The sequence below is a fragment of the Salinigranum halophilum genome (assembly GCF_007004735.1).
GTDB lineage: Archaea > Halobacteriota > Halobacteria > Halobacteriales > Haloferacaceae > Salinigranum > Salinigranum halophilum.
Genome location: NZ_SSNL01000007.1, coordinates 77880 through 98982, shown reverse-complemented (window position 1 = coordinate 98982; position 21103 = coordinate 77880). Strand labels below are relative to the sequence as shown.

20 protein-coding genes are annotated in these 21103 nt (G+C 66.9%); 10 read left to right on the top strand and 10 right to left on the bottom strand.

The window, feature by feature from the left end; translation table 11 throughout:
* The first annotated feature begins 186 nt into the window (after positions 1-186).
* The gene (locus tag E6N53_RS18670; protein WP_142860973.1) at positions 187-984 is read left to right on the top strand and encodes a sulfurtransferase; all 798 of its coding nucleotides are present in this window, start codon (positions 187-189) and stop codon (positions 982-984) included.
* A gap of 68 nt (positions 985-1052) precedes the next feature.
* Here E6N53_RS18670 and E6N53_RS18665 read toward each other — a convergent pair whose 3' ends face one another.
* Positions 1053-2054 carry an AI-2E family transporter gene (locus E6N53_RS18665; protein ID WP_136592415.1) on the bottom strand — a complete coding sequence of 334 codons (1002 nt, stop codon included), beginning with the start codon at positions 2052-2054 and terminating at the stop codon, positions 1053-1055.
* Positions 2055-2160: 106 nt separating this feature from the next.
* Here E6N53_RS18665 and E6N53_RS18660 point away from each other — a divergent pair, with 106 nt between their 5' ends.
* The 3 genes from E6N53_RS18660 to E6N53_RS18650 all read left to right on the top strand — a co-directional run bounded on the left by E6N53_RS18660 (position 2161) and on the right by E6N53_RS18650 (position 6443).
* Positions 2161-3297, top strand: a complete 1137-nt coding sequence (locus E6N53_RS18660) for a thiamine ABC transporter substrate-binding protein (RefSeq protein ID WP_142860972.1) — start codon at positions 2161-2163, stop codon at positions 3295-3297.
* Between the two features lie 25 nt (positions 3298-3322).
* A complete protein-coding gene (locus E6N53_RS18655) occupies positions 3323-5014 on the top strand; it encodes an ABC transporter permease (protein ID WP_142860971.1) in 1692 nt (563 codons plus the stop codon).
* 358 nt (positions 5015-5372) lie between these two features.
* A complete protein-coding gene (locus E6N53_RS18650) occupies positions 5373-6443 on the top strand; it encodes an ABC transporter ATP-binding protein (RefSeq protein WP_142860970.1) in 1071 nt (356 codons plus the stop codon).
* A 9-nt stretch (positions 6444-6452) separates the two neighbouring features.
* Here the strand turns inward: E6N53_RS18650 and E6N53_RS18645 are convergent, their stop codons facing one another.
* Positions 6453-7133 (bottom strand): class I SAM-dependent methyltransferase, encoded by a 681-nt coding sequence (locus E6N53_RS18645; RefSeq protein WP_142860969.1) that lies wholly within the window; start codon positions 7131-7133, stop codon positions 6453-6455.
* Between the two features lie 97 nt (positions 7134-7230).
* Here E6N53_RS18645 and E6N53_RS18640 point away from each other — a divergent pair, with 97 nt between their 5' ends.
* Positions 7231-7695: a DUF2391 family protein gene (locus tag E6N53_RS18640; protein ID WP_136592419.1), complete on the top strand. Its 465-nt coding sequence runs from the start codon at positions 7231-7233 to the stop codon at positions 7693-7695.
* Between the two features lie 51 nt (positions 7696-7746).
* Positions 7747-8325 (top strand): DUF7090 family protein, encoded by a 579-nt coding sequence (locus E6N53_RS18635; RefSeq protein WP_136592420.1) that lies wholly within the window; start codon positions 7747-7749, stop codon positions 8323-8325.
* A 94-nt stretch (positions 8326-8419) separates the two neighbouring features.
* On the opposite strand, the gene E6N53_RS18630 is transcribed toward E6N53_RS18635, so the two are convergent.
* The 4 genes from E6N53_RS18630 to E6N53_RS18615 all read right to left on the bottom strand — a co-directional run bounded on the left by E6N53_RS18630 (position 8420) and on the right by E6N53_RS18615 (position 11408).
* Positions 8420-9217, bottom strand: a complete 798-nt coding sequence (locus E6N53_RS18630) for a DUF7089 family protein (protein WP_142860968.1) — start codon at positions 9215-9217, stop codon at positions 8420-8422.
* 375 nt (positions 9218-9592) lie between these two features.
* On the bottom strand, positions 9593-10363 hold the full coding sequence (locus E6N53_RS18625) for a Zn-ribbon domain-containing protein (protein WP_142860967.1): 771 nt from the start codon (positions 10361-10363) through the stop codon (positions 9593-9595).
* Positions 10364-10367: 4 nt separating this feature from the next.
* Complete coding sequence (locus E6N53_RS18620) at positions 10368-10760, bottom strand: DUF2073 domain-containing protein (protein WP_136592423.1); 393 nt, start codon at positions 10758-10760, stop codon at positions 10368-10370.
* A gap of 6 nt (positions 10761-10766) precedes the next feature.
* Complete coding sequence (locus E6N53_RS18615) at positions 10767-11408, bottom strand: GTP-binding protein (RefSeq protein ID WP_136592424.1); 642 nt, start codon at positions 11406-11408, stop codon at positions 10767-10769.
* 1151 nt (positions 11409-12559) lie between these two features.
* Between E6N53_RS18615 and E6N53_RS18610 the strand changes: the two genes are divergently transcribed.
* On the top strand, positions 12560-14140 hold the full coding sequence (locus E6N53_RS18610; RefSeq protein WP_236639954.1) for a Cdc6/Cdc18 family protein: 1581 nt from the start codon (positions 12560-12562) through the stop codon (positions 14138-14140).
* A gap of 147 nt (positions 14141-14287) precedes the next feature.
* Here the strand turns inward: E6N53_RS18610 and E6N53_RS21375 are convergent, their stop codons facing one another.
* Complete coding sequence (locus E6N53_RS21375) at positions 14288-15283, bottom strand: S26 family signal peptidase (protein WP_236642423.1); 996 nt, start codon at positions 15281-15283, stop codon at positions 14288-14290.
* A gap of 108 nt (positions 15284-15391) precedes the next feature.
* Between E6N53_RS21375 and E6N53_RS18600 the strand changes: the two genes are divergently transcribed.
* The gene (locus E6N53_RS18600) at positions 15392-16969 is read left to right on the top strand and encodes a DNA-directed DNA polymerase II small subunit (protein WP_142860966.1); all 1578 of its coding nucleotides are present in this window, start codon (positions 15392-15394) and stop codon (positions 16967-16969) included.
* A 26-nt stretch (positions 16970-16995) separates the two neighbouring features.
* On the opposite strand, the gene E6N53_RS18595 is transcribed toward E6N53_RS18600, so the two are convergent.
* Together E6N53_RS18595 and E6N53_RS18590 are read right to left on the bottom strand one after the other, a co-directional pair.
* A complete protein-coding gene (locus E6N53_RS18595) occupies positions 16996-17448 on the bottom strand; it encodes a hypothetical protein (RefSeq protein WP_136592426.1) in 453 nt (150 codons plus the stop codon).
* Positions 17449-17559: 111 nt separating this feature from the next.
* Positions 17560-18774, bottom strand: coding sequence for an SPFH domain-containing protein (locus tag E6N53_RS18590; protein WP_142860965.1), 1215 nt, complete (start codon positions 18772-18774; stop codon positions 17560-17562).
* Positions 18775-18863: 89 nt separating this feature from the next.
* Between E6N53_RS18590 and E6N53_RS18585 the strand changes: the two genes are divergently transcribed.
* Both E6N53_RS18585 and E6N53_RS18580 read left to right on the top strand, forming a co-directional pair.
* Positions 18864-19055, top strand: coding sequence for a DUF7554 family protein (locus tag E6N53_RS18585; protein WP_142860964.1), 192 nt, complete (start codon positions 18864-18866; stop codon positions 19053-19055).
* A 69-nt stretch (positions 19056-19124) separates the two neighbouring features.
* Complete coding sequence (locus E6N53_RS18580; RefSeq protein WP_142860963.1) at positions 19125-19655, top strand: 2'-5' RNA ligase family protein; 531 nt, start codon at positions 19125-19127, stop codon at positions 19653-19655.
* Positions 19656-19696: 41 nt separating this feature from the next.
* Here the strand turns inward: E6N53_RS18580 and E6N53_RS18575 are convergent, their stop codons facing one another.
* Positions 19697-21034, bottom strand: a complete 1338-nt coding sequence (locus E6N53_RS18575) for a cytochrome P450 (protein WP_142860962.1) — start codon at positions 21032-21034, stop codon at positions 19697-19699.
* Positions 21035-21103 lie beyond the last annotated feature (69 nt).

Below are 21103 nucleotides of genomic sequence, written 5' to 3'. Positions count from 1 at the left end.
ATCTGACGGGGTCTGTGTGGCGAGCGGGTCACACAGTCCTGCCGTCCCCGAATCGCGGGTCGCCGTCGGGAGAGTGCGGAGTGGTCACTCCCCCGCCTTCTCGGCAACAAGCTCCGCTATCTCTGACAGCCGGCGGCGTCGGGTGCGGTCACGACTGCTAAGGTCCGTGACCGTCAACCCTCGCGTATGACTGATATCGTGGTCTCCACCGACTGGCTGGCGGACCATCTCGACGAGGTGCGGGTCGTAGACGTCCGCGACGGCTGGGAGTTCGACGGCATCGGACACATCCCCGGAGCAGTGAACGTCCCGTTCGACACGATTCGGGCCGCAGAACACGCCGTCGAGCGCGGTGCCGACCCCGCGGAGGGGATGCTCCCCGGCGTCGAGACGTGGGAGGAGGTCCTGGGAGGCGCGGGAATCGAGCCGGACGACACCCTCGTCGCCTACGACGACACCCACGGCGTCTTCGCGGCGCGGTTTCTCGTCACCGCGCTCGCGTACGGCCACGCCGACGTCCACCTCCTGAACGGGGACTTCAGCGCCTGGAGCCGCGACCACGAGGTCGAACGCGGCACACCCGAAGTCGAGCCGACCGAGTATGTCGCGCGGGAGTCGGAGACGTCGCCGTTCGTCGACTTCGAGACCGTCGAGGCGGCGCTCACAGCGGACGACGTCGCCGTCATCGACACCCGCGAACCCGACGAGTGGGCGGCGGGTCACCTCCCCGGAGCGATCCAACTCGACTGGCGCGAACTCGTCGACGACGACTCGCGCGGACTGAAGCCCGACGCGGAGCTGGAGTCGATTCTCGCCGACCACGGCGTGACGCCCGGCGCCCGCGTCCTCCTGTACTGCAACACCGCCCGACGCATCAGCCACACCTACGTCGCGCTCCGACACCTCGGCTACGAGGACCTCATGTTCTACGAGGGGTCGCTGGCGGAGTGGGAGGCGCGCGGAGCGCCGCTCGAGTCGGCCTGAGCGGTCCTGTCCGGGTAGTCGAATCGGTGCTGACCCGGAGCAGTCCACGCCTCGGTGAGAACGACGGGTTACGCCTCGTCGACAGGGATGTCGTTGAGTTCCTCCGAGAGGATGCTCGCTGCCTCGACGACGAGCGCGACGACGAGCGGGCCAGCGATGATACCGATCGCGCCCATCGAGAGGAGACCGCCGACGAACCCGATGAAGTAGACGCCACCCGAGAGGTTCGCCGCGCGTTGCGACAGACGGGGGCGGATGAGGATGTCGGGGAGCCAGGCGATGAAGAACCCGCCGACGGCGAGGACGAGGACCGCCGCCGTGAGCTGTCCGGCCGCGACGTGGAAGACCGCCACGACCAAGAGGAGGACGCTCGGCCCGACGATGGGGATGAACTGGAGGATGGCCGCGACGGTCGAGAGCGTGAGGACCGAGTCGTAGCCCAGGAAGAAGAACACCGGAATCGCGATGAAGAACGTCCCGAGCGCCGTCGCGGCCTGGAGGACGTAGATGCCGAACAGGGTGTTGCGCGCGCGACGGTTGAGCGCCTTCGCGACCCGCCGGTAGTTCGGCGGGACGACGGCCAGAAGCGACTGGGCGAGCGATTCGCTCTGCTGGAGGAGCGAGTAGACGAGGAAGACGAACAGCGTGAACTTCACGAGGAGCACGGGGAGCGAGACGAGGAGTTGACGGCCGACGTTGCGGACGACCGCGACCATCGACGCGCGGAGGTCGGCGACCTGGATGGTGAACGCCTGCCCGAGGAACTCGACCTCGTACGTCGAAGGGAGCGTCGACAGCAGCGCGAGCGTCTCGGTGAGGCGGCTCGCGGTGAGAAAGACGAGCGGCGCGACGACGGCGACCACGCCGACGAGCGCGGCGAAGGTGACCACGACGGTCGCCACGCGGTCGTCGAACCCGCGGTCGACCAGTTCCTCACGCAGCGGGACCAGCAGGTAGGCGATGGTGACGGCGAAGAACACCGTCCCGATGACGTCCGAGAGGAGCGCGGCGGCGACGACCGTCAACAGGACGAGGAGGCCGCCGAGCACGTACCGTCGTGAAAGGGCCACATCCCTCCTGCACGCGTGACCGAGTTAAATCCGTGTCACCCGACCCGTCCTGACCGTCCGTCCGGTGTCGCCGTCGTTAAGTACTACTCAGTGTGATTACCTAGTAATGAGACGACGTGAGTTCATACGAACCGCAGGGGCCGGCGGGGCGGCGGCGCTCGTCGCTGGCTGTCTCGGCGGTGGGACCGACGCGAGCGGCGGGTCGACCGCGGAGTCGACGGGCACGGCGGCGGACGGAACCACGACGGGAACCGCAGTCGGGTCGACGATCCCGTCGGAGTTGGTCGTCGCGACGTACAGCGCGTTCGTCGACGCGCCGAGTTCCTCGCCCGGACCGTGGCTGAAAGAGCAGTACGAGTCGGAGTTCGACGCCACGCTCACGTGGGAGACGCCCGAGAACGAGCTGAACTACTTCATCGAACGCCAACTCGGCGGCGCGGGTATCGACGCCGACGTCTACGTCGGACTCGACACGAACATGCTCATCCGCATCGACGAACGGCTCTCCGAGCCGCTCTTCGCGCCCGTCGCGGACGGGGCGCTGTCGCGTCGGGACGACGTGAAGTCGTCGCTGGAGTTCGACCCCCAGGGGCGAGCCGTCCCGTACGACACGGGCTACATCAGCCTCGTGTGGAACGAGAACGAGACGACCGCGCCGGAGACGTTCGACGGCCTCCTCGAGCCAGAGCACGCGGGAGAGCTCCTCGTCCAGAACCCCACGTCGAGCGCGACGGGCAAGGCGTTCCTGTTACACACTATCGCGGCGAAGGGCGAAGACGGCTACCTCGACTACTGGCAGCGACTCCGCGAGAACGACGTGCGCGTCCTGGGTAGCTGGGAGGACTCGTACAACGCGTACTCGAACGGGGAAGCGCCGATGGTGGTGTCGTACTCGACGGACCAGGTGTTCGCCAACCAGTCCGGGGAGCCGATGTCCGAACACCAGATCCGGTTCCTGAACGACCAGGGCTACGCGAACCCCGAGGGCATGGCCCGCTTCGCCGCGAGCGAGAAGGAGGGGCTGGTCGACGAGTTCATGGACTTCGTGCTCACGCCCGAGGTCCAGGCCGAAATCGCGGTGCGGAACGTCCAGTTCCCGGCGACGACGACGGCGGAGCTGCCGGAGGAGTTCGCACAGTACGCCCACGAGCCACCCGAGGCCGTCACCTTCACGTACGACGAACTGAAGGGTTCGCTCAGTGAGTGGACCGACGCGTGGGCCCGGGCGTTCGCCAGCAAGTGAGGACGGCGGCCGGACTGTCGAACGCGTGGCCCGTCGACTCGACATAGGGCGGCTCGTCCTCCCCGCGGCAGCGGTCGTGACGGGCGTCGTCCTGCTCGTCGTCTTCTACTACCCCGTCGCGACGGTGTTCGTCGAGAGCGTCGTCGTCGACGGAAGGCTCACGGTCGGCCCCGTGAGCGAGATTCTGACGTCCGACTTCTACCTCGTGGACATCATCGGCTTCACGGCCTACCAGGCGTTCCTCTCGACCGTCGCCAGCGTCGCCCTCGGGCTTCCCGGCGCGTGGGTTCTCGCTCGGTTCGAGTTCCCCGGACGCCGGACGCTCCGCTCGGTGACCATCCTGCCGTTCGTGCTCCCCTCCATCATGGTCGCGATCGGCTTCGTCGCGATGTTCGGACGGCGGGGGACGCTCAACGGCGTGCTCGGTGCGGTGGGGCTCGGCCCGGTCGAACTGCTGTTCACGCTCGAGGCAGTCGTCGTCGCCCACGCGTTCTACAACGCGCCGCTCGTGACGCGCGTGGTGACCGCTGCGTGGGAGAGCGTCGACGCCCGCACCGTCGAGACGGCACGAAGCCTCGGCGCGTCGCCTACGCGGGCGTTCCGTGACGTCGTCGTCCCGCAGTTGCTTCCGGCGGTAGCCGTCGGCGCGACGCTGACGTTCGTCTTCACCTTCGCCTCGTTCCCCATCGTCCTCGCGCTCGGCGGCTTCCAGCTGGCGACCGTCGAGGTGTGGATATTCAAGCTGGTCTCCGACCTCGAGTACGCGGAGGCGGCGGCGCTGGCGACGGTCGAGACGGGCATCTCGCTGGGTCTGACGTACGCGTACCTCAGATACGAGAGCCAGACCTCGGGTCAGGGCGAGGGGGCCAACCCCCTTGCTCGGCAGTCGCTCGTCCCGGAGACGGCGAGCGTGAAGACGCTCGCGAGTCGGCTCTCAGTCCTCGTGTACGGCCTCGTCGTCGTGGTGGTGTTCGTCGGCCCCATCGCGAGCATGCTCCTCGCGAGCGTGTCGAACGCGGAGGGGTTCACCCTCACACACTACCGGTTCCTCCTCGAACGGCAGGCCACCGGTGCGGCGTTCCAGGTGAAGCCGTTACCGGCCATCCGCAACTCGCTCCTCTTCGGCGTCGCCACGGTCGCTGTGGCGCTCCCGATGGGCGTCGTCGTGAGCGTGCTCTCCGCCCGTGCGGGCTGGAAGGGGCGACTCGTCGACACGCTGGCGATGGGGCCGCTCGCCGTGTCGGGCATCGTCGTCGGACTGGGGCTGCTCAGAGGGTTGGTGTTCGGCGTCGACGTGTTCGGGCGGGAAGTCGTCGTCACGGGGACCGTCGCCATCGTCGCGGCACACGCCGTCGCCGCCTACCCGTTCGTCACTCGGAACGTCTCGCCGCTTCTCGCTCGGCTCAACCCGCGGCTCGTCGAGTCGGCGCGGAGTCTCGGTGCGTCCCGCGCGCGAGCGCTCTGGGACGTCGAACTGCCGCTCGTGTGGGCCGGTGTCGTCGCCGGCGCGGCGTTCGCGTTCGCCATCAGCGTCGGCGAGTTCGACTCGACGGTCATCCTCGCGTCGGGGTCGGGCAGCTACACGATGCCCGTCGCCGTCGAGCGCTACCTGGGGCGACGACTGGGACCGGCGACGGCGATGGGGTCGATACTCCTCGTCGTCACCGCGGCGAGTTTCGTGGTCATCGACAGGTTTGGAGGGCGATGGGAGTTGTGACGCGAGGATGTGTTGGTGACCGAGGACGCACGGGTCCCATCGCTGAGGTGGGAGTTGTGACGCGAGGATATATCGGTGACCGAGGACGCACGGGTCCCATCGCCGAGGTGGGAGTTGTGACGCGAGGATGTGTCGGTGACCGAGGACGCGCGAATCCACCCCGCGTTCGTGATTTTGTGAGTGACACGTTCCAGTCGAAACGAAGGGGTCAGGGGCGGGCTGGCGGCCGAAAGCGGGACGACTCACGGCGGCGTGACAGCCGTGAGAGTCACGAGCAGAACAGTTTACCACCGGGCGGGGCGACTGTTCGAGTGACTCCGCCGACCGCCGCCGGGCGGCACCCGAGGACACGCTCGACATGACCACGCTCGACCTCTCAGGCGTCACCAAGCGGTACGGCGACGCGACGGCGTTGAACGACGTCTCACTCACCATCGACGACGGCGAGTTCTTCACGCTCGTCGGCCCCTCTGGGTGTGGGAAGACCACGACGCTCCGCCTCGTCGCGGGGTTCGAGTCACCCACCGCGGGACGAATCACCTTCGACGGCCGCGACGTGAGGGGAGTTCCACCCGAAGCGCGGGGTATCGGCGTCGTCTTCCAGAACTACGCGCTCTTCCCCCACATGAGCGTCGCCGAGAACGTCTCGTACGGGCTCAGGTTCTCCGACCCGCCGGGCGGTGTTTCGACCGGGGAGCGCGTCAGCGAGTTGCTCTCACTCGTCGACCTCGCGGGCTTCGAGGACCGAGAGCCGACGGAGCTCTCGGGCGGCCAACAGCAGCGCGTCGCCCTCGCCCGAGCGCTCGCCCCCGGGCCGCGGGTGTTACTCCTCGACGAACCGATGAGTGCACTCGACGCGGGGCTTCGCGAGCGCCTCCGCGGACAGGTGAAGGAGATCCAGCGCGAACTTGGCGTGACGACTCTGTACGTCACCCACGACCAGGAGGAGGCGCTCGCCGTCTCCGACCGCGTGGCCGTGATGCACGACGGGAGGGTCGAACAGGTCGGAACACCCCGCGACATCTACGACTGGCCGGAGACGTCGTTCGTCGCGTCGTTCGTCGGGGACAACAACCTCCTCGAGGGGCAGGTCGTCGGTCGTGACGACGGGGTGCTCGACGTCGCGGTCGACGAGGCGGTGTTCAGCGTGACGGCCCGGGCGTCCGGACGGGAGCCGAACGTCGGGGCGGACGTCACGTTCGGCGTGCGGCCGGAGCGACTCCAAGTCGTCGACGAGGGGGCAGGTTCGAACGGAAACCGCGTACGAGCGCGGGTCACCCGGTCGGAGTTCCTCGGCGAGACGACGCGGGTGTGGCTCGATTGGAACGGGAGGGAACTGACGGCGCGGACGACGGACGCGCTGGCGGGCGCGGTGACGCTGGCGTTCGAGGCGGAGGACGCCCACCTCGTGAGCGTCGACCGCGGGTAGAACAGTGCGTCAGGGGGCGACGCCCACGGTGAGCAGCGTCCCGAGGTCCCGGTAGCGTTCGACCATCGCCTCACGCGTCTCGAACCCCTCGGTCGGGAACTCGCTGGCCGGAGGGATCTCCGTCTCCCGGTCGGGGACGTTGTCCTGTCCGGCGACGTAGAGGCCGGCCTCCCGGAACTGTTCGCGGTACTCCGGACCGGACCAGCGCGTCATCGGGATGGAGATGTTGTCCTGCCACTCGTGTGAGTGGACGTTCTCCTCGTAGTAGTTGACGGCGCAGTAGAACGTCCCACCGGGGCGGAGGACGCGAGCGACCTCCTCCAGCGTGTGGAGCGGGTCGGGCGCGTAGTAGAACGCCTCCATCGAGAAGCAGTGGTCGAAGCTGTCGTCGACGAACGGAAGGGCGTCGAAGTCGCCGACGAGGAACTCGACCCCTTCGTCGTCGGTGTACGCTCGGGCGTTCTCGACCATCCCGGGTGCGCCGTCGAGGCCGACTGCACGCCCCGCATCGGCGGCCTCGCAGAGGGCGCGGGCGGCGTACCCGCTTCCGGAACCGAGGTCGAAGACGGCGTCGCCCGACTCGACCGGCATGCGCGAGAGGACGTGTTTCGCGGTGTGCCAGTGGCGCTCTTCCATTCCGCGGTCGCGGCCGTCGGCGGCCCAGGCGTCGAATTCGTCGCGAACGCTCATACCGAGAGGAGACGCGCGGTGGTGAAAACGGGTTCGGACTGGCCGACAGGTGCCCGTTCCGTATCGGCTTTAGCCGTGGGCGCTCAGAGAGAGAGGTATGGTCGGGAAGAACCGGCGGTTCGCGCTCGCGGACACGGCTCAGCAGGTCGTCGGCGGGTTCCTCCTCGCGGGGCCGTTCGTCGTCACCGAAGAGGTGTGGGTACTGGCGCGGAGCATGTCCGCCGTCCAGGGGCTGTTGACGTTCGTCATCGTCCTCGGAATCGGCTACGGGACCCTCTACAAGGCCGACAACCGCGACCCCGACCGCGAAGTCGACATCGCCGGGGTTCCCGCCCGCTTCGTCTCGCTCATCCTCGTCTCGTACCTCTCGGTGTTCATCCTCGCGCTGGCGTTCGACGCGCCGGGAACGTTCCTCGCCGACATCGCCCAGGCCGACCCGAACGCCGTCGAGATTCTGGGGATGACACTGAGCGGAGCGGTCCTCGACGTCACGGTGAAGGCGACGAGTGTCGGGGCGGTCTTCAGCGTCATCGGGGCGGCGACAGCCGACAGCCTGTTCTGACACCCCCTCGCTATCCCGCAGTCTTAAGTCCGTTCGGTCGGTGAATCGCGTATGGATTACACCCTCGCCATCGAGAACACGCCCGAGAGCATCCCGGGCGGAACAGGGCTCCTTCTCCTCCATCCGAGCATCGGCGAGACGGACCGCATCGACACCGACTTTCTGAAGACCGACACCGACCACTTCCTCGTCGTCTCCACGCGAACCACGGCGCGAGAGGTCGAGCAGAAGCTCGAGTACTACGACGTCGACGAATCCCGTGCGGTCATCCTCGACTCCATCTCCGTCGAACGCGGCTACTCGCGGCGCCGGACCGAACACATCCACTACGTCCGCTCGCCGGACGACCTGGCGGGCATCGTCGAACAGGTCCGCACCTTCCTCGAGACCCACGATGGCAAACTCCGCGTGAGTGTCGACTCCGTCACCGAGATGGCGTACTACGCCGACGTCGACCAGGCGTACGCGGCGACGGAGGAACTGCTCGAACTCCTCGAAGCACACGACGCCGTCGGGCTGTTCCACCTCTCGAAGGAGGTCCACGACGACGAGACACTCGACCGGTTCCGCGGGCTGTTCGACGGCGTCATCGACCTCGACGTCGACGGGAACGTCGGCTACGAGTCGTAACGTAAGCGCCTCGACCGCACGGACAGCGGGAGAAGCGTCGACGGCACGTCGACACGTCGACGAACCGAACCGGGACAGGAGAGGGAGACAGCCGTCAGCGGTCGTCTTCGCGCAGCTGCTCGAACGTCTTCTCCGCCCACCGGACCGCGTACGCCGGGCCGTGGTCGAGGTACGCCTGGGTGTCGAGCGCGGCGAAGGGGGCCGGGAGGTCGAGGCCGTGTTTCACCGCCGAGCAGGCGTACTCCGTCGCGGCCGCGAAGGAGGTCTTTCCGTGGGCGACCTCCGCCGGCAGGTCGGTGAGTCGTCCCTCCAGTCGGTCGCCGGCGTCACGCCACGCGTCGTACAGTTCGGGATAGTCGTCGTCCCACTCGCGGAAGACCTCGCGCGTCTGCAGGCCGACCCACGCGTCGTACAGCGCCGCAGCCACCTGGAAGACGTCGGCCGAAGCGGAGTCGACGGCCGCGTCGAGAGCGGCATACCGCTCCCCGAAGAAGGGGAGGAAGCTCTCCGGGACGTCGAGGGAGAGTTCGACGAACGCCTCGGCGAGGAGGAACTGGAGGAACGCCTCGGGCGTCCCGCGGGCGCGGAACTTCACCAGAACCATCGGGGGGACGGTCTGGCGGGTCCACACGACGGTTCCGTCGTTCGGCAAGCCGATGGTGAAGTCCGAACTAGCGTAGTGTGCGAGCGTCTCGGGAACGTCGTCGGGGAGCCACTCGAGCGGATAGCTCGCCGGGGCGAGCGAGTCCGCGAGGAGGCCAAGATCCTCGGCGACGGCGGGGGGAAGCGTCTCGAAGTCGCGACTGACGTCCAGCACGATGGCGTCGGACGCGTACGCGTCGTGAGCGGCTTCGACCTCGCCCGTAAGCGGTCGGCGCTCGAACGCGGACATCGCTACCCGAAGGCGGCGACGCCGATGAGAAGCAGCACCAACACGACCGCGAGGCCGACTGTTCCGAGTACGATCTTCGTCGCTTGGCTCATATCCTCACGGTCTGGGTCTGTTCGCATAAAAGCTTCAATTCCGGCTACGACTGCACCCTGCCCGCTCGCAATCGACAGGCTGCCACGCCACGCGATCACGACCCGGGAGGCCCCCGTTTCCGGTGGAGCGCGGACGCACGACGAGGAGCGTTTCGTGGTTCGAGAGCGCGGTCGAGCGAGAGAACGGCGTCGGGACGACGACAGCGTCGGCGTCCGCGAGGTTCCAGTCGAAGCAAAGGGGTTGTGCTCCGTTCACCCGACGTCGACAGCGTTCGAGAGGGCGTCAGTCCTCGTCGCGGTCGCCCCAAGAGCCCGGTACCTCGATGACGTATCGGCCGTCCTCCTGGAGGGAGATGATGTACTCCTGTCTGTCGTACAGTTCCATGAGGTTGAGTTCGTACTTCCCGGGGCTGACGATCTTGATGCTCTCGAACTGGCTGTTGAGTTCCTCGCGGAGCTCGTCGAGCCCGGGCCGGTCCTCGCTCTCTGGTTCGATGACGCGCCCGTCGACCTTCTCGGGGGCCGGCCGAGACTCCGAGGCGGCGTCGGCGAGTTCGTCTGGACTGACCATGTCCGTTCGCGCGCTCGCCTGCGCGTGGTCCTCTGCCGGAGGTCTGACCTCGTCAGTTCGGTGGTCGACCTCCGTGTCGGTGTCGTCGTCGGAGTCGCCGTCGGGGTCGTCGTCGGTTGGTGACTGCGACGTCGCGGGCGTCGGAGATGCCGTCGACTGTGACGACTGCGGCGACGCGGCTCGGCTCGGTTCGGTCTCCGCCGACGACGATGACGACGGGTCGGGTGGCGACGAGTCGGATGGGGGTGACGTGTCGGTCGGTCCGTCACCAGCGCCCGTCGTCGGGCGGTCGGCGCGGTTCGTCGACCGAGAGCCGGCGTCGGACGCGGCGGGGTCGTCCGCCGTCTGCTCGGACGCCCGTGAGGCTCGGGACGACGAGGGCTTGAACTGGAACTTGTTACCACCACAGTCGGGGCAGCCAGAGAGCATCTCCTTCGAGCCGTCGGCGAACGTCCGCCCGCAGGTGGTACACTGGTGGGGCATCGGGCTACTTCCGTGAGACGAGCGCGCTGATGAAGTCCTCGTCCTTGTGGAGCGTCTTGATCTGGTTGGCCGGCCCGATGACGGTGAGCTTCTTCGGCGAGTCTCGGCCGATGAGCTTCCCGAAGAGGCCGCCGCCGCCACTACCGGTGGTGGGGTAGGTCTCGATTTCGATGCCGTTGAACTCGTCGGGGCTGATCTCGGTCATCGTCACCTCGATGAGCTTCGACTCCTCGTCGGGCGAGAGCCCCTCTTCGAGGATGACGATGTTGCCCTCGCGGACGCCGTCGAGGATGAGCCGGATCTTCTCCATCGAGCGGAGTTTCTCCATGCGGGCACCGCTGATGAGGTCGATCTGGACGCCGTCAGGCGAGTCCGGTTCGGGGGTTGCTTCAACCATCGTGGCTCACCCGAAGTACTCCGCGATCTTCTCGTACACTTCGTCCATGTTGTCCCCCTCGAGTGCCGATAGCGGCACCGTCTCGTGCTGTGGGTAGGCGTTCGCGATGCGCTGAACGTTCGAATCGTCGAGGTCGATCTTGTTCGCGAAGATCAACACGGGCAGGTTCTGACTCTCGATGATGCCGATGAGCATCGTGTTCACCTGGGTGAACGGGTCCTGGGTCGAGTCGAGGACGTAGATGACGCCGTCGACGTCCTCGCGGAGCCAGTGCATGGCCTCGGCGACACCTTCTGTCGCCTCGCGGGAGCGTCGGACCGCGTCTTCTTTCTCCATGTCGTGCTCGATGAACTCCTTGTAGTCGACTTTCGTCGTCACCCCCGGCGTGTCGACGATGTCGATGGTGACGGTCTTGCCGTTCCGTTCGATCTCGACGTTCTCCTTGCGTCGGGCGCGGCGAGTCTCGTGGGGGATGTGGCTCTCGGGGCCGACCGCGTCACCGGTCCAGTCGCGTGCGATTCGGTTCGCGAGTGTCGTCTTCCCGGCGTTCGGCGGTCCGTAGATGCCGATCCGCTTGGGTTCGGCGTCCTCGAACAACCGGTCGACGACCCGCGATATGCTGTCTCTGAGGTCTGTAAACAGTCCCATCCTGGCCTCCAGCACCCTCTACGGTCCCGCAGAGGGGCGTATGCGGTTACAACACATTCGACTCCACTTAAGTCTGCGTCAGACACGCGTCATCGTCTCTCGTGGTGCTCCGCGGACCGTCGTGCACCCGAAACGACCCGCCACGCTTCACGCATCGGGACGGCAGTCGTCGAAGGAAGCCCGCCGAGAGTCGTCGAGGCTGCCGGGAGCGGTTCGTCGTCCCCGTCCGCTGCGCGCGAACTGAACCCCTTTGCTTCCGGTGGAGACTCCTCGGAGCAGCCGACGTGTGAACGTCTTTACACACGGGAGAGCGGAGCAGCAGCTGGTCTGTTCGATTCAGTGAGGGGGGCGAACGCGGGGGCGGGCGGGACGTGCCTCGGTCCGACTCGAGTGGAACTCGCGGGGTGGTGGACGACCCGACCGGTGCCCCCCCACCCCTTCGTTTCAACTGGAACGTCCCTGAAGACGGGGCGGCCCACAGCCGAGGATCGACCGAACTCACTAGATACCTAGATAAACCGGTCGAAAATATGTATTGCTACTGCAGTACGGACTCAGTTTGAATGTGTTTGACTTAATCCTTTTCGTCCTAGTAGCCCCCTTCTCCCCCCCCACCCCTCTCGGAGCGGTTCCAGTTGAAACGAAGGGGTGGGGGGGTTCGTGATAGCAAATCAACATGACTCCGTTCGCGAGGGCGTTCCGCACCGTCGAGTCGTCTCTGGACGCGTTCGCCTTCTTCACCAGCGCTTCCACAGCTTCACCCCCACCGCTTCACATCGAACGGGTTCCCCGAGAGGAACGGACTCGACCCGTTCGCTCTCGAGCGTCGGGGTGACCCCTCTCGAGGCGAGTCCCGACCAGGTCCGGGTGGATTCGCGACCCGACCGTCGGTACCCGCCCCCGTTTCGGGTCGACAGCCAACTCCCCGGTGTGAGGCCTCTCCAGTCCGCTCTGGATGGTTTTCGGGTCTATTCGACACGAAACGTGGCTGGTGAGAGACAATCTTTTTATACCTCCTCTTCATCTGTTTCGCCTGCATCATCTGGACGCCTCTCGCAGCCGGTCTGGTGCGACACGCTCGTACACGCCGTGTATCCGGCGATACGCTGGTGCGAGAACGATTCTCCAGTTGAAACGGTGGGGTTACGCACATGGGTGAACACGAGGATGACACAGGCGGTGTGGGTGACCATGCCCAACGAGACAGAACCGAAGGTGACCGAGCCGTCGACGACGCCGACGAGACCATTCCGGGTTCGGTCGACGACCTGACCGACACGGACCAGTCGGCCTCCCAGCCGTCGGCCGGGCTGGACTTCGACGAGGTCGTCCTCGAAGAGACGACCGAGAGCACGGGACTGTTCGACGACCTGCTCTCGGGCGAGCCCATCTTCGAGAACAAGGAGGTCCTTCGGCCGTCGTACACGCCACACGAACTGCCCCACCGAACCGAACAGATCAATCAGATGGCGACCATCCTCGTCTCCGCACTCCGCGGCGAGACGCCGTCGAACATCCTCATCTACGGGAAGACCGGAACCGGGAAGACGGCCAGCGCGAAGTACGTCTCCCAGGAGCTGGAGTCGACCTCGCAGAAGTACGACGTCCCCTGTGAGGTCGAGTACATCAACTGCGAGGTGACCGATACTCAGTACCGGGTCCTCGCCCAGCTCGCCAACAAGTTCATCGAGAAGAACGAGGCCGTCATCGAGGGGCGACTCGACCGCCTTCGCGAACTGCAGACGCGCGCGGCCGAGGACGCCGACGCGCTCGCAGGGACGGAGTTCGAGTCGCTCGACGCCCTCGAAGCGCGTCTCGCGAGCCTCGAAGCCGACCGCGAGGAGATGGAGACGGTTCCCATGACCGGGTGGCCCACCGACAGGGTGTACTCGACGTTCTTCGACGCCGTCGACTACCACGAACGGGTCGTCGTCATCATGCTCGACGAGATCGACAAGCTCGTCGAAAAGAGCGGTGACGACACCCTGTACAACCTCTCGCGGATGAACTCCGAGCTCACCAACTCTCGCATCTCCATCATGGGTATCTCGAACGACCTGAAGTTCACCGACTTTCTCGACCCGCGCGTGAAGTCCTCGCTGGGTGAAGAGGAGATCGTCTTCCCGCCCTACGACGCCACACAACTGAGAGACATCCTCCAGCACCGCGCCGACGTGGCGTTCAAATCTGGCGCGTTGACCGACGACGTCATCCCCCTCTGTGCCGCGTTCGCCGCGCAGGAACACGGCGACGCTCGACGGGCGCTCGACCTGCTCCGGACGGCCGGCGAACTCGCCGAACGCGGACAGGCCGACACGGTCGAGGAACGACACGTCCGACAGGCGCAGGACAAGATCGAACTCGACCGCGTCGTCGAGGTCGTCCGGACGCTCCCGACCCAGTCGAAGATCGTCCTCTTCGCGACCATCCTCCTCGAGAAGAACGGCGTCCGAAACATCAACACCGGCGAGGTGTTCAACATCTACAAGCGGCTCTGTGAGGAGATCGACGCCGACATCCTGACTCAGCGGCGCGTCACCGACCTCATCTCCGAACTCGACATGCTCGGCATCGCTAACGCCGTCGTCGTCTCCAAGGGCCGATACGGCCGCACGAAGGAGATCTCCATCTCGGTCCCCATCGACGAGACCGAGGCCGTCTTGCTCTCCGACTCCCGACTGAGCGACATCGAGAACGCTCAGCCGTTCGTTCAGGCTCGATTCGACAACTGACCGCGGACCCGCCCGCAGTCGCCCGTCTCTCGAGACGTCACTCCCACCAGCGGTGTCTCTCGGCTCTCGTCAGGACGCACGCGTCGACCCGGCCGGCGTACCCTGTTCCCTGTCGCTACGCAGCGATGGAATCGCGGTCCACGGGAGTCACGCCCGCTCGTGGCCCACGGGAATCACGCCGACCCACGTCTCGTTCCTCGCGTGGGTCCCTGCGGACGACTCGCGCGGTGGTGCCGACCACTCGCCAGTCGTCAGTTGCCGGCTCACGTCGGGTCCGACCGCCGAGGTATCGGCGGAGAACACCGCGTACGCCCCCGTCTGGACGATGTCGGAGAGTCCCAGTCGGACCCACCCGAGGTAGGGAATCCGGAGCCGCGCGATGCCCGTAATCCACGACGGCCTCACGGGTTCGGCGATGCCCGAGACCTGGTCGTACCGGCCGTTCGCGTCGCCCTTGGTAATGAAGCCGGCGTGCGGTGCGGGGCAGTTGCGGAGGTCGTCACAGCTGTCGGCGGAGATGAACTCGGGGTCGGCCCGGTCGTACCAGTTCTCGCCCTCCTGAACGTAGAACTCCGCGCGGTGGATGATTGGGGGGCCGCCCCGTCCCGGGTCGTCGTAGACGACGACCGAGCCTGGCCCGCCGAACGTCCGGTAGCCGGCGTCTGAACCGGTCTCTGCGGTCACGACGCCGGTCGAGTCGTACGCCGAGTCGGGCGCGTACCGTCCGGGTTCGGTGATGAACACGAGGTCGCCCTTGTGCATATGCGGCTCCATACTCCCGGACTCGACGGCGACCATCGGCGGCCACACGCCGCTGACACCGAACAGGACCAGGCCGACGAGGACGACGGCACCGATGCTCGTCCCCACTTCGCGCAGGAAGAAGAGCGGCCCGGACCGCGCAGTCCACAGGCGGCGGGCGAACGACTCGTCAGTCTCCCGGCCGGGAACCGGGTCCGGTGCCCGACGGTCGTGCGGCGCTTCGGTGTCGGCTCTAAGGGTATCCTGTCCGCTGTGCTCGTCGGCCGTCGCTGACTCGCCGCTGGCTTGCTCGGCAGACGAGGTGGAGGGACTCGTGGAGACCGCGTCGTCCACCGGACGCTCGTCGTCCTGCGAGGACCGGCGGCCCTCATCAGCGGTCATCACCTCTCTTACCTCCGCCCCGGGTTTCAACCTTCTGGGTTTCCACCTTTTCGGCAGTTCTCCAGCGGGGTCCGGCACGCTTTTCTCGCGCCCTCGCCACCTGCAGATGTGCCGCTGGAGACGACGACGCGCATCGTCCGAGAACTCGCCCGACACGGGTACAACGCCGAACGGGAGGCGGTCACCCTCATCGCGAGTGCCGACGACACCGCCGGGACGCTCGACCGTGTCGTCGAGCACGCACCGGACGGTGCCCTGCGGATCACGACAGCACACGTCCGGACCGTCCTGGACGCGGAGACGGCCCCCATCCCCGACCCACCTGGTGTCGTCTCCGACGCGCCCGCCGAAGACGCGGCCGAGCCGCCCGTCTCACACCCCTCTGTTTCGGGTGGAGAATCAGACACTCCACCGGGTTCTTCGAGTAGTACTCCAGTCGAAACGAAGGGGTCGACTCGGCAACGAGACCGGGACCCCTCACAGCGCGTCGTGAGCATCGACGGCGACATCACGGGACAGTCGACCGGAACCGGCGACTACGACGACTTCGTCGCCATCTTCAGAGACCGCTACGAGACGCTCTCGAAGCAGTTGCGCGGCCGGGTCAACCACCGCCCGGCGACGGCGATTCAGGACATGCCGGGGCGGAGCGACGCGGAGATGATCGGCCTCGTCAACGACATTCGCTCGACGGCGTCGGGTCACTGGCTCGTCGAACTCGAGGACACGACCGGCGTCTTCCCGTGTCTCGTGATGAAAGACAAGGACATCGCCGCCTCGGTCGAGGAACTGCTCAAGGACGAGTGTATCGCGGTGTCGGGAACGCTCGCGGACGACGCCGGCATCCTGTTCGTCGACGACCTCTACTTCCCCGACGTACCCCGGACCTACCGCCCGTCGACGGCGGACCGTCACGTCCAGGCCGCGCTCATCTCCGACGTCCACGTCGGCAGCCAGGAGTTCGTCGCCGACGCGTGGTCCGCGTTCGCCGACTGGCTCCACACCGAGGAGGCCGACCACGTCGAGTATCTCCTCATCGCCGGCGACATGGTCGAGGGAGTCGGGGTCTACCCGAACCAGGACGAGGAACTGAGCATCATCGACATCTACGAGCAGTACGAGCAGTTCGCAGAACACCTCAAGGAGGTGCCCGGCGACATGGAGATCGTGATGATTCCGGGTAATCACGACGCCGTCCGCCTCGCCGAACCCCAACCGGCGTTCGACGAGAACCTCCGGGAGATCATGTCCGCTCACGACGCTCGTATCACGGGCAACCCCTCGACCGTGACCATCGAGGGCGTCTCGGTCCTGATGTACCACGGCGTCTCGCTCGACGAGGTCATCGCCGAACTGCCCGAGGAGAAGGCGAGCTACGACAACCCCCACACGGCGATGTACCAGCTGTTGAAGAAACGCCACGTCGCCCCGCAGTTCGGCGGCCGGATGCGTCTCGCTCCCGAGAAGCAGGACTACCTCACCATCGACACCGTCCCGGACGTCTTCCACACGGGCCACGTCCACAAGCTGGGATACGGCAAGTACCACAACGTTCTGGCCGTCAACTCGGGCTGCTGGCAGTCACAGACCGCCTTCCAGAAGTCGGTCAACATCGACCCCGACGTCGGCTTCGCGCCCATCGTCGACCTCGACACGCTGAACCTGACGCTCCGGAAGTTCACCTGAGGCGTCCCCCGCCCTCGCCGTCACCGTCACCGCGGGTCGAGCCGGTACTTGACTGTTCGCCGTCCACTGAAACTCGGCCCGCGTCCGTCCGCGTCGAACCCGGCGTTCTCCGCGGCCGCCGTGAGGACGTCGTCGGTAGCCTCGACGAGGAGTTCGACGGCCATCCGTTCGTTCGTCGCGAAGCGAATCGGTTCGCCGATGAGGCGTTCACAGGCCTCCGTGGTCCCCCCGAACTGCGTCACGTAGACGGTGTCCTCGCGCGCGTCGAAGCTGACGAACCCGAGGACGTTCTCGGTGGGCTCGTCTCGCGCGTCGGTGCTCACGTCGGCGTCGACGTCCGCGTTCGGTCCGGGGTCGTTCCGCCGCACCGCGACGCGAACTGTCCGGTCGTGGACGACGTTGCGCATCACGTCGGCCGGTGCGTCGACGATTGCCGCCATGGCGTCGGCGTCTGCTTCGACGGCGTCACGGACCTCCATGTCTCCCACTAGCCACTGAGCCGATATAAATCTCCGTCGGCGGGGGGCCCGACTCACAAGAAGGTGTTCGCGCTTGGCTTCGACTCCCGGGTTCGACGACGCGCGTGTCGCTCAGCTCTCCGCGTCGTACTCGAACTCCATCTCCGCCTCGTCACCCTCGCCGGTGTCGTACTCGAACTCGACCTCGGCGTCGACCGACTCCCCGTTCGTCACGTCCGACGCCATCTCGACGAGTTCGTCCACGCTGTCGAGGTCGAGCAGTTCGCGGGTGTCCGCGTCGAACGTCAGGCTATCGAGCCCGGCCGACTCCTGGACGTCGCTCTCGGTGAGCTGTCGCCCGTATCTTCCCAGGAGGGAGGTGAGCTCCTGGGGGAGGACGTACGTCGTCGACGGGGCCTGTCCTATCCTCCCCAGCGTCTCCATTCCCTTGTCGATGATGGCGCGCTCGCCCATCGACTCCGCCGACCGGGCCCGGAGGACGGTGGCGATGGCGTCGCCCTGCGCCTCCAAGACCGCGGCCTGTTTCTTCCCCTGTGATTCGACGATGGCCGCCTGCTTCTCCCCTTCGGCCCGCTCGATGGCGCTCCGCCGCTCACCCTGCGCCTCGAGAATCATCGCACGGCGGTGCCGCTCGGCGGAGGTCTGCTCTTCCATCGCGTTCACGACGTCCGCACTCGGCGTCACCTCGCGGACCTCGACGCTCTCGACGCGGATGCCCCACCGGTCCGTGGGCTCGTCCAGTTCCTTCCGAATCCGGTCGTTGATCTGGTCGCGCCGCGACAGCGTCTGGTCGAGTTCCATGTCGCCCAGTGCCGCACGGAGCGTCGTCTGCGCGAGCAGCGAGACGGCGCGGCGGTAGTCGTCGACCTCGAGGAAGGCGCGCTTGGCGTCCATCACCCTGATGTACACCACGGCGTCGGCCGTGACGGGCGAGTTGTCCTCGGTGATGGCCTCCTGGGAGGGCACGTCGAACGTCTGCGTCCGCATGTCGAACGCGTACGTCCGCGAGACGAACGGCGGGACGACGTTCAGGCCGGGCCGGAGCAGCCCCCGGTACTCGCCGAAGACCGTGAGCGCGCGCGTCTCGTACGCCTCGACGATTTCGACGGCGCTGTACACCGCCGAGACGGCGAGCGCGAGGACCGCGAGACCGATCACCGTGACGGGCGTGATGGGCACCACGAGGAGGGCGAGGGCGACGAGGACCACGGCGACCAGGCCGGTCTTGAGCGCTCCGGGGAGCCCGCCGCGTTCGGACACGGCTGTGGACGACCCGCCGGTCGTGAGTCGACCGACGGTCCGACCGAGCCAGCGGAAGAAGCTCATACCGAGTGTAGGGACGTCGTCGTGATAAGGCTTGACGTGACCGACGTGAGACACAAGACACTCGGCGCGCTCTCCCCACCTCTCGGCCGATGACCACACGCGCATCCATCGACGTCGAAGACCTGCTGAAGCTCGTGCTCGGACTCGTGGTAGTCTGGCTCGTCCTCGAGGTCGTCGGCGAGGTCGTCGGGCTGTTCACCACGCTCCTGGGGCCGCTCCGCCCCCTCCTGGGCATCGCTATCGTCGCCCTCGTCGCTCTCTGGTTTCTCGACTACCTCTGAACTCCGCCGCCGCCCGCGACGAGTGGCGGAAGACGAGACACTCAAGCGGGTCGCCCGCCTGCTCCGACTGTGTTCAGCCTCAACCTCCCCGTTCCCGGCGCCGTCGCACGCGAGGCGTCGGCCCTCCACCCCGCGCTGGCGAGTGCGGGCGTCACTCGCTTCCGCGACCGACACTCGCTCGTCGTCAAGCGGTTCGAGGGGAAGCGACCGGGAGGCGAGCGGTACGAGTCGCTTCCGCGGCTACGCGAGCGGCTCCGGACGGCGCTTCGGGGCCAGCCGGCGTTCGAAGCCCGCCTTGCCGGCGTCGACGTCTTCGAGGACCCGCCGCGGGGACCGGGGCCGGTCGTCCACCTCGCCGTCGAGAGCCCCGGGCTCGTCGCACTCCACGAGCGCCTCGTCGACGCGTTCGGTGCCGTCGAGGGGCTGGAGGGCGACGACTACACGCCGCACGTGACGCTCGGTCGTGGCGGGAGCTTCGACGCTGCCCTCCTCACCGACCTCTCCGCACGGGTCGACCCCGTGACGTGGACCGTCTCCGAACTCGCCGTGTACGATTCACGGAGCCGGGAGACGGCCGCGCGGGTGTCGCTGCCGGCGTAGCGCGAGACAGCGGGTCACGACGTGGGGCCGACACGAGCCGCTTACCGTTCGACGAGTCGCATCTCCATCGGCTGGCGGGGGTGCATCGTCAGCGAGCCACGGAGGTCGAACGGCTCGTCGCGCTCGTACTCGAGGCGGTACTCCTGACAGACGGTCCCGAGGATGAGCCGCGCCTCGAGCAGTGAGAGCTGTTTGCCGATACAGAAGCGGGGCCCGCCGCCGAACGGGAAGTACGCGAAGCGGGGTCTGTCGTCGGCGCGCTCGTCCAGCCAGCGGTCGGGATCGAACTCCAGCGGGTCGTCCCAGTACCGCGGCGAGCGGTGGACGGCCCACTGTGAGAGCATGACGGCGCTCCCCTCGGGGATGCGGTACCCGCCCAGCCTGACGTCGACCTGCGGCTCGCGGAAGATGGTGTACACCGGCGGGTAGAGCCGCATCGCCTCGTTCAACACGGCTTCCGTGTACTCCATCTGCCGGACGTCGGCGAACGTCGGGCGGTCCCCTCCGAGGAGCGAGTCGAGTTCCTCGTGGACCCGCGCTTCGACCTCCGGGTGCTGTGAGAGGAGGTACCAGGTGTAGGTGAGGGTGAGTGCCGTCGTATCGTGTCCCGCCAGGAGCATCGTCACCATCTCGTCGCGGAGGTTCTCGTCCGTCTGCCGTCCCTCCGCACGCGCCCGCAAGAGGATGGAGAGGAGGTCCATCGGCTCCTCTCCATCGCCGTCCTGGGTCCCCTCGCGTTCGTCGATGAGGTCCCAGACGACCTCCTCGATGGTCGACAGCGCCCGCTTGTACTCGCGATTCTCCTTCGTCGGAGCCCAGTCGGGAATCGCGAAGCGGAACGGGTTCGGCTCGAAGCGCGAACCGAGCGGCTCGAGGTTCTCCTGTACCGTCCGGACGCGTTCGTCGTCGATGGTCGACCCGAACATCGCCTCGACGATGATCTTCACCGTGAGGCGGGCCATCTCGAGGTGGACGTTCACCACCTCCCCGCCCGTCCAGTCGTCGAGCATCTCCACCGTGTAGTCGACCATCTGGTCCGACAGCCCCGAGAGCCGCGACATCAAGAACGCGGGCTGGGCGAGTTCGCGCTGTTTCCGCCAGGTGTCACCTTCGCTCAACAGCAGCCCCTCGCCGAGGAGGTCGCCGATGGCGTCGTCTTGGAACTTCGGCTTCGTGTACTTCGCGTCGTCGGTCACGAGGACCCGCTCGATGTCGGCGGGGTTCGTGATCATGTACGTGTCGATGGGGCCGAGTTCGAAGTGGACGACGTCGCCGTACGCTTCCGCACAGGCCGTGATGAACTCGAACGGGTCGCGGGCGTACTGACCGCTGTTCCCGATGACCGGGACACCCTTCGGACCGGGCGGTTCCGTGCTCATTAGCCCCTCCTTCGACTGGAGAGACATGAAGCGTTCGGCCCCACACCTCTCTCTCGTCGGGTCGCGCCC

Coding starts and splice junctions, on each gene's coding strand:
- E6N53_RS18625 (WP_142860967.1), bottom strand. CDS start 10,363: ATGCCCCACCAGTGTACCACCTGCGGGCGGACGTTCGCCGACGGCTCG.
- E6N53_RS18595 (WP_136592426.1), bottom strand. CDS start 17,448: ATGGAGGTCCGTGACGCCGTCGAAGCAGACGCCGACGCCATGGCGGCA.
- E6N53_RS18660 (WP_142860972.1), top strand. CDS start 2,161: ATGAGACGACGTGAGTTCATACGAACCGCAGGGGCCGGCGGGGCGGCG.
- E6N53_RS18575 (WP_142860962.1), bottom strand. CDS start 21,034: ATGAGCACGGAACCGCCCGGTCCGAAGGGTGTCCCGGTCATCGGGAAC.
- E6N53_RS18610 (WP_236639954.1), top strand. CDS start 12,560: ATGGGTGAACACGAGGATGACACAGGCGGTGTGGGTGACCATGCCCAA.
- E6N53_RS18630 (WP_142860968.1), bottom strand. CDS start 9,217: ATGTCCGCGTTCGAGCGCCGACCGCTTACGGGCGAGGTCGAAGCCGCT.
- E6N53_RS18585 (WP_142860964.1), top strand. CDS start 18,864: ATGACCACACGCGCATCCATCGACGTCGAAGACCTGCTGAAGCTCGTG.
- E6N53_RS18615 (WP_136592424.1), bottom strand. CDS start 11,408: ATGGGACTGTTTACAGACCTCAGAGACAGCATATCGCGGGTCGTCGAC.
- E6N53_RS18670 (WP_142860973.1), top strand. CDS start 187: ATGACTGATATCGTGGTCTCCACCGACTGGCTGGCGGACCATCTCGAC.
- E6N53_RS18645 (WP_142860969.1), bottom strand. CDS start 7,133: ATGAGCGTTCGCGACGAATTCGACGCCTGGGCCGCCGACGGCCGCGAC.
- E6N53_RS18620 (WP_136592423.1), bottom strand. CDS start 10,760: ATGGTTGAAGCAACCCCCGAACCGGACTCGCCTGACGGCGTCCAGATC.
- E6N53_RS21375 (WP_236642423.1), bottom strand. CDS start 15,283: ATGACCGCTGATGAGGGCCGCCGGTCCTCGCAGGACGACGAGCGTCCG.
- E6N53_RS18640 (WP_136592419.1), top strand. CDS start 7,231: ATGGTCGGGAAGAACCGGCGGTTCGCGCTCGCGGACACGGCTCAGCAG.
- E6N53_RS18590 (WP_142860965.1), bottom strand. CDS start 18,774: ATGAGCTTCTTCCGCTGGCTCGGTCGGACCGTCGGTCGACTCACGACC.
- E6N53_RS18650 (WP_142860970.1), top strand. CDS start 5,373: ATGACCACGCTCGACCTCTCAGGCGTCACCAAGCGGTACGGCGACGCG.
- E6N53_RS18635 (WP_136592420.1), top strand. CDS start 7,747: ATGGATTACACCCTCGCCATCGAGAACACGCCCGAGAGCATCCCGGGC.